The sequence below is a fragment of the Bradyrhizobium sp. S3.7.6 genome (assembly GCF_054061875.1).
On the sequence record NZ_JBSSEQ010000002.1, the window covers coordinates 1 to 12,403 of the forward strand.

Sequence of the window (12,403 nt, forward strand, 5' to 3'; positions counted from 1 at the left end):
GTCTTGGCCTAGCCGATGCGCGCTGAGAGCCGTCTATAAAAGGCGCCGAGCGCGGTGTCTGTACGACCCACGGTCACGGCAATGAGGCGCAGAAGGCCGCCGCCCGGCCGCCGGATCGGCGTGTTCGGGAGGAAAGCATTTTGCCGCCGGAGACCTTGTTGCTCGGCGCCAGTCCCGTGAGCGCCAAGCTGAGGCCGTTCAGGCTTTGAAGTGCCAGGGCATGAGAGCTTCGATTTGAGAGATCGGCCAGCCCTGCGCGATCCGCTCGAGAGTTTGCGTGAGCCATCACGCTCGGCCGAAAGCGTGCTGCATTCCGCCGACAACGCCGCAAGCCTTGACGACAGCGCCATCACGGTGTGTCGGAGCAATGCTGGATCGGGTGCCGTCGCAGGGTTGGTAGGAATTAGGGTTGGCGTAGTCTCCGGGGTGATCAACCTCGAATCGTCCGGCGTTGAAGCGTCGGACTGGAGACTACGCCATGACCAAGTTTACTACGAAGCCTGATTCCATGCAGCCTGCGACCGAAATGGCTGTTGATCTTTTCGACAACTGGTTCGATCCGATCGAGACCGAGGTGCGGGCTCGGGCGCGTCAGTTCATCGAAGAGCTGATCCGCGGCGAACTCGATACCGCGCTGGCACGGCCGCGTTACGAACGAAGCAAGATGGCCGGCAATGAAGCAGGAGCCTGCGTCAAGGCCCACCGTCATGGCAGCCGGACGCGCTCGCTGACGGGCACGTTCGGGCCGATCGAGATCGCGGTGCCGCGGGCCCGGCTGACCACGCCGGAGGGCGGGACGGCGGAATGGAAGAGCCAGGCGCTGCGGGCCTATCAACGACGCACGCTTGCCGCCGACGCGCTGATCGCCAGCAGCTATCTCGCCGGCACCAATACCAGGCGGGTGCGTCGCGCGCTGGCGGCCTTGTTCGGCGGGACGGTCGGCAAGGACACGGTGAGCCGGACCTGGCGCAAGGTAAAGGGCGACTGGGACGCCTGGAACAGCCGCTCGCTGGCCGCGGAGCCGATCGTGCGCCTGATCCTCGACGGCACCGTCGTTCGGGTGCGCCTCGACCGCAAGGCGACCTCGATTTCACTGCTCGTTGTGCTGGGCGTGCGAGCGGACGGCCAGAAGGTTCTGCTCGCGATCAAGAGCATGGGCGGCGAAAGCGCCGAGGCCTGGCGCACGGTGCTGGACGATCTCATCAAGCGCGGGCTGCGGCGTCCCGAATTCCTCATCGTCGACGGCGCACCAGGGCTCGACAAGGCCATTGCAGTCGTCTGGGACGGCGTGCCGGTGCAACGCTGCACGGTTCACAAACACAGAAACCTGCTGGCCCATGCCCCCGAGCGCCTGCACGACGAGATCACCGCAGAGTACAACGACATGATCTATGCGACGACGCCTGAGGAGATCACCGTTCGCCGCAAGGCCTTCATCCGCAAATGGCGGCTCAAGCATCGTGCCGTTGCCGACAGCCTGGAGGAAGCGGGAGACCGCTTGTTCACCTTCGCGCGCCTGCCGCCGAGCCAATGGCGCAGCCTACGCACGACCAATGCGATCGAGCGATTGCACGAGGAGTTCAAGCGCCGGATCAAAACCCAAACCGTACTGCCGTCGGCCGACACCGCCGCGATGATGTTCTGGGCGCTGCTCGCCTCGGGACAGATCAGCATGCGCAAGGTCGATGGTTGGAACACGCTCGCCACAAAACCCACCGATCAGCCAATTGACCTTGCCGCCTGAAACGATAACTTCATGTTACCCGGGAATACGCCATACCGAATTCCAACCGCATTCCGGACGGCACCCTGGATCGGAAGGCAAATCACTCATGCAGAGTGATTTTACAACAACTCCGCATGAGTGACGAACGACTCTTGATACGGATCAACCAGCTCAGCGCTGGCTGACCCACAATTCGCATCGGCACTCGCTTCAAGTCCGAGCCATCGAGCAGCACCGAGAGCTGAGCATGAGATAGCGGCATGACGCCTTCCTGATCGGCGGCCAGGTGAACTGCCCCTCGATTCTTTTGTAGTAAAGGACAAGACCGCTTCCATCCCAAGGTCAGGATATTCACGCGATCTCGGCGCTTGGAGCGGAAGACGTAAAGTCCGCCGTCGAACGGATCGGCTCCAAAGGCCTCGCTCACCAGCATCGCCAGCGAGTCCATGCCGCGACGGAAATCGACCGGCTGCGTCGCAATCCAGATCGACAACCCAGGTCGAAGCCCGATCATCGACCAGCCGTCCCGACTGCCGCGAGCACCTCGCGCAGTGCCCGCCGGTCGACTGTTCCCCTGACATGGATGCGAACCGCGCCGACTTGGATCTCAATTGCTGCCTGCTCTTCGCGCGACGACAATTCGCCGCCGCAGCCAGTGATCGCGACCGGCACAAAGCCAGGTGGCATGCCTCTGTCCCCGGGCGCCCCGACCTGCGCCCGCGTGGCCTGGCGACGCCAGAGAAACAACAGACTTGGACTGATGTCGTGTCGCCGCGCTACCGCGGACACGCTTGCACCTGGCACAAAACTCTCCGCAACAATCGCCGCCTTCGCATCGGTCGACCAGCGCCGACGCCGGCCCGTCCCGGTGATGATCTCGACACGCTGAAGCGTGTCGGTGCCGTGTTCGAGGATAGGCGTATGCCTATCCTTATCGCTATCCTTACGACTATCCTTCGACATTGTGACCTCGCGACAAACCATTCCGCAAGATCTTCCTAGCCGACCAGATCAGCCCTCAGAGCGTGGTCCCTACATGACGCTCACGAATCTCCGACGCTCCCGACAGAGGGCTCCACGCCGGCTTCAGGAGCTATCGCCAAATTTTGGTGACGGCCGGGGCCGGTCAGGCGGCTTCGGTTGTGGGCTGACGGTCGGTCGGCTTTGCGATGACCTCGATCCCGTTGTTGAATGTCACACCGAGAACGAGTTTTGGCAACTGGTTGTGGCCATCGAGACGACGCCAATTTTTCTGGGCGCCCTCGACCAGTTTGAAGACCATCGCGAGCGCGGTCTTGTTGGATAGACAGCCCTTCGATCGGATCGTGCGGTGGCGCACGGTGGCGAAGGTGCTTTCGATGGGGTTGGTCGTGCGCAGGTGTTTTCAATGCTCGGCCGGGAAGTCGTAGAAAGCCAGCAGCGTGTCTCGATCTTTGCGCAGGCAGTCGGCCGCCTTCTCGTATTTCAGCGTGTAGCTCTCGATGAAGGCGTCGAACGCCAGCTCGGCTGTGGCCTTGGTTTCGGCCATCCAGATCTCCTGCAACGCGCGTTTGGCTCTCGGGTGCTGGCTCTTCGGCAGCTTGGCAAGTACGTTGGCGGTCTTGTGCACCCAGCAGCGCTGCTCGCGCGTTTTCGGCCAGACCTCACCGGCGGCCTTCCAGAACCCGAGTGCGCCGTCGGCGATGACGAGCCGCGGCGGCACGGCGAGCCCGCGCCGCTTCAGATCGAGCAGCAGATCGCGCCAGTCGTGCGCGCTCTCGCGGGCGCCATCGGTGAAGCCGACCAGTTCCTTGCGGCCTTCCGGCGTCGCGCCGATCAGCACCAGGATGCACTGCTTTTCGTCCTCGAGGCGGGCTTCGAGATGGATGCCGTCGGCCCAGATGTAGACGTAGCGTTTCGCCGACAGATCGCGCTTCTGCCACGCGGCGTGCTCGTCGAACCAGCCGTCCTTCAGGCGGCCGATGGCGGATGCCGACAACCCGGCAGCATCCTTGCCGAGCAGCGCCGCCAGCGCCTCGGAGAAATCGCCGGTCGAGATACCCTTCAGATAAAGGATCGGCAGCAGCGTCTCGATCGACTTCGACCGGCGCATGTAGGGCGGCAGGATCGACGGTGAGAACCGGATGCGGCCGGGATCGCCGGCGGCGGCCGTGCGGTCGCGCACACGCGGCTGGTGAACGGTGACCGGACCGATACCGGTCATCACCTCGCGTTCCGGCAGGTGACCGTGGCGGACGACGCGCTGCTGACCGTCCTGGGTCTTTAAATCGGCATGCTTGTCGAGGAAGTCCGCGACCTCGGCCTCGACCGCCTTGGCAAGCAGCGCACGGGCTCCATTGCGTAAGATTTCGGTGAGTTGATCGTCGAAGAATCCTGGCTGAATCAGTCTGGTGACGTTATCGTTGGGCACGGCATATCGCTCCTTTGGTGGAGAAGTGGAGGCGTCAAGCACCCCCACGATATGCCGCCTTCCCGATTCCCGCCGTCACCAACTTTCGGCGATAGCTCCGGCTTCAGCCAGGCGCTCGGTGTATTTGATAGAGACGCCTTGGGCTGCCCCTGTCGCTGTGGTGCACGAGCCCGCCGCGATGGACCGGTCGTCGATCATGCAGTGCTTGCTCCAGCGCATCGAGGACGAAGCCTGCATGTGCCGTGCGCGAGGCTCGCCAGCCCACGATCCTGCGAGCATAGGCGTCGATCACAAAGGCGACGTAGACAAAGCCGGTCTAGGTCGCGCCATAGGTGAAGTCGGAGAGCCAGAGAACGTTCGGTCGGGTGGCGCCTGTGACGTGATCCAGCGGGCAGGGCGCGGCCTTGTCGCTGATCGTGGTCTTGACCGGTTTGCCGCGGATCACCCCTTGCAAACCCATGTCCCGCATCAGTCGCGACACCGTGCAACGGGCAACATCGAAGCCTTCGCGCTTGAGCTGCCGCCAGACCTTGCGCACGCCGTAGACGGAGAAGTTCTCATCGAGCACGCGCCGAACCTCGATCTTCAGCCTGACATCCTGCCTGGCGCGCGCCGACAGCCTGGCCGGATCGCGCCGCTTGGCCACATGGGCGTGGTAGGTCGAGGGGGCGATCGGCAAGACTTTGCAGATCGGCTCGACCCCATGCGCCCACGATGATCGTCGATGAAGGCGATCATGGCTTGGACCGGCGGTCGAGCTCCGCCATCGCAAAATAAGCGCTCGCCTTGCGCAGGATCTCGTTGGCCTGTCGAAGCTCACGGTTCTCCCGTTCCAGGGCCTTCAGCTTCTCGGCCATCTCAGTCGGAACGCCGGTCCGCTGCCCGCAGTCGATCTCGGCCTTCTTGACCCAGTCATGAAGCGTTTGCGGTGTGCAGCCGACCTTGGCCGCAATCGATGTCACCGCCGCCCAGCGCGACGGGTGCCCGCTGGCGTGACCCATCCGAACCGCGCGATCCCGGACCTCAGGCGAAAACTTGTTCGTCGTCTTGCTTGTCACGGCTCCATCCTCTCAGGAGTTGGAGCCTCCGGCAAACCCGGGGCGGTTCAGATATCTCCTTCCGCAACGGTTCCTTGAGCCATCCCGGCGGCGGCGGCGGCAGGATATATCCTGATGTAAATGTCGCCTCGGTTTTGGACGCGACAGGAACTTCCGGGCTCGCGCAAAGCGCGAGCCCGGAAGTTGCGGTCCAAAACCGAGGCGACATTTACATCAGGGATGTCACTTTCTGTCGTTCTCCAATAGTAAAATATGCTTGGGTCTCGCTAAGGGCCCACTTTAATTATTCTTAGCGTTTCGCTTATGAAGAGGCCATTATGTGTTTGATTGTTGCCATTGTGCTTTTAATGCGACGTTTTGCGCCAGAGATGGTCTCTTATCGCATATGACAGTCTAGACGTGCAAACTTGCCTGGCCTTTTAATTGAATTCAGTGAACAGTACAACAACATGACGCCATGGGCGCAAAAGCATAACTAGCGAAAACGGAAACAACAATAATACAACCAACAAACACGACTGACGCAAATGGAAATTAAAAAACAGGATGTATTTCTACGAGGGGCCAGGACCAACATTGGCGTAGCGAGAGTGGCACCACTAATCCCAACCGGTCGCCCTCGGCCAGTTGGAGGCGGGCATAGAGGGGGGCCAAATCATCTGTCCATGGGCCACGATGTCGAATCGCCCTGTCGTCGTATCGCGCGTCCATATTTGGTTCTCTTGGAAACTGAAGAGGTCGGTCTGAACGATAGCGAGGAAATACTGCATCTCCTCGCGCTGGACGTTAGTGCACCATCGGTCGTGGTACCTTTTCGATAAAGATTTAGTAGAGATGTTGTCATCGTATGGCCTGCAGTTCATTGCTATCACCACCCCAGGGCAATATTTAGTTGGGACTTCTTCGAAACTCCTGGTTGCAACACAGGATAGTGCAAGGGTGGTAGGCAAATAAACATACAAGAGGGGGGGATGTGAAGCATCAAGCGAGAGGGCGTCAACATCGATGGCCTCATTGATGCCACCGGATGGAGACTCGGTCATACAGGGCTGGGTTTCGAACGCCCCAAAATCCCGTGGAGGATGGCCCGCAGCCTGTTCGTACGCCCGCGCCGCAGCCACCCACTCGCCCTGAGCTCGCTGGACCTGCTTGAGGAAGTGCTCACGGTAGGCTTCGACTGCCATCTTGAGGCCATTGCACAGATTGTTTCTGGTCGTACCCGTTAGGCAGACGCTGTCAAATTGGGGGCGCTCGTAGGTTGGATAATTGTCTGCCATGGTGAAGGTATGACGTCTACGACAGATACTATAAGAGGGCTCGCTGCGTGGCGAACTATAAGAGTGACTCGTTTATATAGAGGCTTGTCCACGAGGTGATGGGTTTTGTAATCTCCAACCGGCACAGTTGTTGCCGTTGCGGTGTAATAAAGGGGCATCTTTTGGATGTGTCCCTTAGGTCGCGTAGAGTCGCAGCTTCTGTGAAGCCGTCAAAGGGCACAACTTTGGCGTTCTGCAAAGGGTCGCCCGGATTGCTAAGTCAACAACGCGTCACATCCAACTTTTGGCTGGCTGGCTGGCTGGGCTGGGCAGGATATATGGCTTTGTCGCCTTTCTTTGTTTGTGCATTCGTGCACTCGTGACGTATGCGGCGAAGCCGATACCCTGACTTCAGGATCAGACCGCTGATTGACGCATGCGCGTGGGCACGGCGGGTTCTATGATGGCGAGGCATTGCGTGAAGGTCAGGCGGCCAGCTGATCGGCGAGGCTCGTCGGCTTGGCGCAGGCGTTTCCGTTCCCAGGGTAGCAGTTCGGTAAGCCTCCGAGGAAAGACGCCTTGCGACGAGCTGGCCTGATGGTTGAGAACTGTACGTATGGACAGCCATACGATCCGTGCGCTGGATCGACTGGAAGTGGTGGAGACAGGCTGGCGGCGGCGTTGGTCTGAGGAGCAGAAGGCGCGGATTGTTTTGGAGAGCCTGTCTGAGCCGCGCCTGGTTGCGGCGACAGCGCGGCGAGACGGCTTGTCGCGTTCTCTGCTGGTGACTTGGCGAAAAGCCTTCGCGGCGAACCGGACCAAATCCGAGGCTGGCTTTGTCAGGGCAGTTGTGGCCGAGGGTGACCGCCTCCAACGCGATCGGAGAGACCGGTTTGCCCCTGTGGCCTTCCCGGGCGTTCTTCTCGATGTCGGCCAGCTCGAAGAAGCCCCGCCGCGCATGGGCGAAGCAAAACGCCGGCGTAATCGGCAGCACCTTCTTCTGCGGATCGAACAGCGGCTCGAAGCCGTTGCAGCAATCGGCTTGCAGGATACCGGCGAAGGCGGCCAGATGCTTCTGTGGATGCTCGCCGCGTCGGTCGCTCGAGGCGTAACAGACCGCCGCCGGCGGCGCAGGTCCGGTGAAGGGCCGGTCATCCCGCACATATGTCCAGATCCGACCGGTCTTGCACTTGCCCTTCGCCAGGATGCGGATGGTGGTGTCGTCGCCATGAAGACTTCCCCTTTTACTTAACGGCACGTCATCAACCGAGTGTGACGCTGAAAATCGGACCAAACGTTAAGGTGTGAAGCGTCCTGCTCTGTCTCAACCGATGGAGTACGGATATGACCAAGTCACGCAAGAAGTTTGATGCCGCGTTCAAGGCCAAAATTGCCCTGGAGGCACTACGCGAGGCAGCGACGGTGCCGGAGTTGGCGAAGCGGCATGGCGCTCACCCGAACCAGATCTATGGCTGGAAGAAGCAGGTTCTCGACAACGTGGCGAGCCTTTTCGCGCGTGGCGCGAGTGTCTTGGGTGTCTTGGGGGATGGCGAGGAGGGAGCATGAGCACGAGACGGCGAAGCTCTATACCAAGATCGGCCAGTTGACGGTTGAAAGGGATTTCTTGGCCAGGAGGAGAAGAGCTCTCTCTCTTACCGAGAGAGCAAGCGTGTCCGATGTAACCACATTACAAGTGCAGCGCGATTCGACGTTGACGCTCCAGAATTTCAGATCTCTATAAAGGAAATCCAACGCGCCAACCCGTGCGTTCGCTATTGAAAGGAAGCCAAGTTGCCGCTCGTAAAACTTCCATCACCGCACTCCGGGCTTAGTCAAAGTGGAAACAGCGTTCGGCTATCACCTGAACTGAGTACGCTTTTGGATATTGATGCAGACGACTATGCGCCGATGGACGATCCGAAACTATTTATGAATTCTCGTGAACGCCGGCTTATGGCGTTGCTAAGAGCTGTTAAGGCCCGAGACGAAAAACAAACGAAAAACAATTGCAGCTGAGTATCCAAGTGTCTTGAAGGATCGCTTACATGGCCGATGATAATGACATGCCTGAAGCCGAAGAGCTCGACGCCTCCGCTAGACGATTGGCGGCGCTTGAACTCAGGGCAAGCCGGCGTACCGACGCCGCCAAACTTCCCTCGAACGACGACCTGTTGATTGCGGTCAAAGACACCACACTTAGAGAAAACGGCATCCCCGTAGTGCCGTTGAATTCGGATCGTTCCAAAGACCTCCCGGCGAAAAACGTATACACGTTTTTCGCTGGAGCGGCCTTTCAGGCTCTCTCCAGGTTGGGCAACAAAACCGTCAAACAGATGGACGAGGAGCTTGTCTACATCAGGTACGGAGACAACTACTATACCAAGAATGGACTTTGGACTGCCATCAAGGCTCCAGACGGCCAAAAAACCACGGTAGAATACAAAAATTCTGAGTTCAGGAAAATCACGACATCACTTGGGCTCACAGCGGAGCGTGATAACGACCTTTTCCAAGTCGACAAAGTAGTGTTTAAGGACGGGAAACGAGAAATCGTTCCGACTTTCAAACTCGATGGCGAAGCGCAAATTTACGAGACTCCAGCCGGGAACAGACGACGGGAGGTCGCCCATAAAAATCCGCATACTAGCGGCGAGCAGGCTCCGGACATCATGGTTCGAATGAAGGGCGGAGTCATGAAGGGGCTTTCGCGCCTCCCGGACGATGGTTATGAGGAGTGTACGGCTTCGGACTTAGAGATGAAACTTGGCGGCGACGTATGGCTGAAGTCAAAACTTCACGGCTACCAAACCATCGACTTCATCGAGCGCACGCTTGGGCCCAATCAAGCGACCCACCGCTTACGCGACTATGTCGGCGAAAGCCGCGGGTATAACCAGGATACCCATAGTGCCTATGTGAAGATCGATACGACATACTTCCCGATAAAAGATGTTGTCGGGAACCTACCCGACGACGCAGCGGTACAAGCCGTCCAGGGATCACCCTCCATGGATGCAATGGACCATCGGATCATAATCAGGATGCCGGAGGGCAATACGTTCGTCACGCCGGATTTTCTTGGAGGCCCAACGCGCTTTCCTAAGTACTTTCAGGAGGTGTGCGAAGAGCATGGTATCAATCCGCAATGGGGCACGTTCAAACCAAATTGGGATAAGATGCTCGATAAGTATGCATCCCATGATCGCGTACTCGTGGCGGTAGATGAGACCCTTGTTGAAGGTCATTCAATCGAATTGCCGAAGGGCAAATCCATAATCGACATGTACACGCCAGAAGAGATATTCTATGCCGACGATGGAGAGGCTAGAGGTGTAAGTTACACGAAACCCTCATTTACGTCGCTTGCTCAAACTCTGCAGAGGGCTCACCAAGAGAGGAATAAGGATAAAGCGCTGGATCTTCCAACGAGCGTAACGGATAGGCTTCTGTCGCGTCAGGAGGCCGAGTCGGGCAACACCAGCGATATGAGCAAGCCGCAGCGGCCGCCAGGCAGCAGATACGACGATCGGAACGACAGATCACGCGACGTTGCCCGTAGTTGGGGAACCTGACAATCGTGCGCACGCAGCCGCGTGTCAGTGGCGAAAGCCGGTTGTCAAAGGACAGCCGGCAACGCCCTTCCGCGCGACGCTGTACATGAGTTTTGCTGCCTTCCATGTTCCCTTTCGATCGAAAAGCTTTGCAGAAGATCCAACTCATGGTCAACATTCAAAAAAAACCGATCAAGCTGAGAGATCCTGTCTATAAGAACGCGCGTTCCGTTAGGCGCGAAGCAGAGCAGCATCTTCGAGCGCGGGAAACGGCCGACAAAGCTCGCAGAATAGATCGCGGGCTTAGGAGACCGAGCAAACAAGCGACATATGCCAACGAGATGGAACTCTTTGACAAAGTGAAAGAGGGCTATCACGGGGAGATCGGCTACGAGCTCCTCGGCAACAAGAAGCTAGCAGTCGATAAGAATGGCGAGCGCACGCGCAAGAGGGGCGTGGTCAGGAAGACCACGGAGGTCCTCAAACGTGGGCCGCAGTCAGACGCTGTTTACATCAGCCAGCTTGAAAGGGAGGATTGGCGGAAAAAGGCGCGTTACGACTTTGACGCGAAGGGAGAACTTCGCTCCCACAGCCTCGAATTCAAAGATGGCAGGTACCGTGAAAAATGGGAACGGGACGAAAAAGGCCAACTGATTCGCACCAGCTACTACACGGACAGGCTTCGGGACGGTCGGCTCTTCAGGGCGATTTCTGAGGAGATTAGCGCCCCTTACGAAAGCGGGGCCGATAACAAGAAATATCGAATCCTAACGCGTATCAAAGGCTCCAGAAAAGAAGTTTTCGAGCGAGACGAAGACGGCAATCTGGAACTGATCGGTCGCGAAAATCGCGGCTTCTCGAAGTATTCGAGAAAATCGCAAGACAGGAGAACTGAGGTAACCGAAACCAAAACGCTCTTTGGTGTCAAGTCATATACATCTCTACTGGATCCGCAGGGAAACGAGCTGGGCAGAAACATTACGTCCCATCGAAGGCTTTGGACCAAAAGGTCGGCCACGTTCGACGAAAGCACCTATCAATTAACCGAAACCAAACAGACCCTTGGCAAGTTGTACAAACGTCAAACGAAATATGTGGGCAGCGATGCGAAGGTCGTTACAACGAAAGTGTTGGGAATAAAACTGAAGACGCGCCTAAAGGGCCTCCAAGAGCATGAGCAAAATGCCCAGAAAATGAGAGCTGCAGAAGCAATGCAGCATAAGGCGGCTTGGGAAAATACCGCTCGTTTTGACGCTCCTTCGAATAAAGAGAGTCGCGTGGACGACGATCACCATTCGAACAGCATTTCTCCCAGAAACATCGACAAAATAATGTTGGCGGTGCAGTCACGGGCCACGGCGGCGCGGGAGATCCCACTTGCTTCCGGTTCTGCGAACAAATCCGGAGCGCTTCAAGTCGACTTCGGCATGCCACCGTGGAAAGCAGCGAGTCATGGTAATGAAGCAACCAAACCAGCAAGTGCGGACACGACGCCAGAGGTCTTACCGACCTTCGATGTTGCAATCAGACTCGAAGCGATCAAAGATGATTTTAGCAAGGCGCAACCTCCTAACTGCCGAAGTAGGAGCGCCGCCGCCAGCGCGGCTCCGAACGGTAGGAGAATGGCTATGATGGAAGCCGCAAGGCGTCGTGACGAAGCAGCGGAGAGAGCTGGCCTCGACATGCGACCTGTGGCGAGCATAGGTAGATGCTGATGTCGATCCGTCCTGACTGGAGCATTTGCAAATGGAAACTCCTGACCGATCTTCCGGTGCAATTGAAATGAACCCGCGGAGCGGGACCGCTTGAACCAGGTTTGTTAGTTGGAAACTGACCGCTCCTGATCCCTTTCTATCACGCTGCCAGAGACTCGGTCTGCTGCAGTTGCTGTGGGCATGTGGTCAACGCGTCAGCGTTGTCCACCATGTCCACAGCCTTCGTGGCCTGCATCCGTTCGCGCCAGACCGCCATCGGCGTGCGATAGCCCTGCGCCTGATGAAGGCGACGATCGTTGTAGAAGGTAGAAGGCGATCCAGCTCGCGACCCCGCGGTCGACCACCACCGGCACGCCGTCGCCCGCGTAGTCGACGAACAATTTGTCGCTGGCCGCGTGCGACTGGCGCATCGTCACCGACAGGCGACCCTCCCAGGCGCGGTAGAGCTCGCAGAAGCGCGAGTACCGGTATCCGCCGGGCTCGGCGGCAATGTACTCCTCCCACAGGATCGACAGCGTCACGTGCTTGGTACGCCTACGATGAAGACCGCCTTGTTCTGAGAGAGGCGGATTGAGCACTCATAAGCACGTGTTTAAGAGCGAGCTTAAGAGCGGTTGATGGGTCAGATTTCGGTGCTTACGGGGCCGGAACGCCGGCGGCGTTGGAGCGAGGATGAACGGTGCCGGA

7 protein-coding genes, 7 pseudogenes and 1 other annotated feature are annotated in these 12,403 nt (G+C 58.5%); of the genes and pseudogenes, 5 read left to right on the forward strand and 9 right to left on the reverse strand.

Annotated features, from left to right (window positions below; translation table 11 throughout):
* Positions 1-11: 11 nt before the first annotated feature.
* Positions 12-172: pseudogene (locus ACVJ5M_RS42720) on the reverse strand (IS110 family transposase); the annotation flags it as partial.
* A 26-nt stretch (positions 173-198) separates the two neighbouring features.
* A pseudogene (locus ACVJ5M_RS42725) lies at positions 199-285 on the reverse strand (transposase domain-containing protein); the annotation flags it as partial.
* A gap of 223 nt (positions 286-508) precedes the next feature.
* Between ACVJ5M_RS42725 and ACVJ5M_RS42730 the strand changes: the two are divergent.
* A complete protein-coding gene (locus tag ACVJ5M_RS42730) occupies positions 509-1,744 on the forward strand; it encodes an IS256 family transposase (protein ID WP_456679629.1) in 1,236 nt (411 codons plus the stop codon).
* Between the two features lie 82 nt (positions 1,745-1,826).
* Here ACVJ5M_RS42730 and tnpB read toward each other — a convergent pair whose 3' ends face one another.
* The 5 genes and pseudogenes from tnpB to ACVJ5M_RS42755 form a co-directional block, all read right to left on the reverse strand.
* A complete protein-coding gene (gene tnpB / locus ACVJ5M_RS42735) occupies positions 1,827-2,240 on the reverse strand; it encodes an IS66 family insertion sequence element accessory protein TnpB (RefSeq protein WP_456679644.1) in 414 nt (137 codons plus the stop codon).
* Positions 2,237-2,689, reverse strand: a complete 453-nt coding sequence (tnpA, locus tag ACVJ5M_RS42740) for an IS66-like element accessory protein TnpA (protein ID WP_456679645.1) — start codon at positions 2,687-2,689, stop codon at positions 2,237-2,239. Before tnpA ends, tnpB begins: the two co-directional genes overlap by 4 nt.
* Positions 2,690-2,852: 163 nt before the next feature.
* Positions 2,853-4,136 (reverse strand): annotated as a pseudogene (locus ACVJ5M_RS42745) (IS256 family transposase).
* A 96-nt stretch (positions 4,137-4,232) separates the two neighbouring features.
* A pseudogene (locus tag ACVJ5M_RS42750) lies at positions 4,233-5,137 on the reverse strand (IS3 family transposase); the annotation flags it as partial.
* Positions 4,801-4,916, reverse strand: a sequence feature (AL1L pseudoknot). (Overlaps the previous pseudogene by 116 nt.)
* Positions 5,138-5,793: 656 nt before the next feature.
* Positions 5,794-6,471: a RolB family protein gene (locus tag ACVJ5M_RS42755; RefSeq protein ID WP_108523226.1), complete on the reverse strand. Its 678-nt coding sequence runs from the start codon at positions 6,469-6,471 to the stop codon at positions 5,794-5,796.
* Positions 6,472-7,066: 595 nt separating this feature from the next.
* Here ACVJ5M_RS42755 and ACVJ5M_RS42760 point away from each other — a divergent pair.
* A pseudogene (locus tag ACVJ5M_RS42760) lies at positions 7,067-7,249 on the forward strand (transposase); the annotation flags it as partial.
* 63 nt (positions 7,250-7,312) lie between these two features.
* Here the strand turns inward: ACVJ5M_RS42760 and ACVJ5M_RS42765 are convergent.
* Positions 7,313-7,684 (reverse strand): annotated as a pseudogene (locus tag ACVJ5M_RS42765) (IS66 family transposase); the annotation flags it as partial.
* A gap of 110 nt (positions 7,685-7,794) precedes the next feature.
* Here ACVJ5M_RS42765 and ACVJ5M_RS42770 point away from each other — a divergent pair.
* The 3 genes from ACVJ5M_RS42770 (at position 7,795) to ACVJ5M_RS42780 (ending at position 11,716) form a co-directional block, all read left to right on the forward strand.
* The gene (locus ACVJ5M_RS42770; RefSeq protein ID WP_314963965.1) at positions 7,795-8,016 is read left to right on the forward strand and encodes a transposase; all 222 of its coding nucleotides are present in this window, start codon (positions 7,795-7,797) and stop codon (positions 8,014-8,016) included.
* A gap of 479 nt (positions 8,017-8,495) precedes the next feature.
* The gene (locus tag ACVJ5M_RS42775) at positions 8,496-10,022 is read left to right on the forward strand and encodes a VirE2 family protein (RefSeq protein ID WP_456679646.1); all 1,527 of its coding nucleotides are present in this window, start codon (positions 8,496-8,498) and stop codon (positions 10,020-10,022) included.
* 146 nt (positions 10,023-10,168) lie between these two features.
* Positions 10,169-11,716, forward strand: coding sequence for an effector protein (locus ACVJ5M_RS42780; protein ID WP_456679647.1), 1,548 nt, complete (start codon positions 10,169-10,171; stop codon positions 11,714-11,716).
* Between the two features lie 332 nt (positions 11,717-12,048).
* On the opposite strand, the pseudogene ACVJ5M_RS42785 reads toward ACVJ5M_RS42780, so the two are convergent.
* Positions 12,049-12,249 (reverse strand): annotated as a pseudogene (locus ACVJ5M_RS42785) (IS21 family transposase); the annotation flags it as partial.
* Positions 12,250-12,403 lie beyond the last annotated feature (154 nt).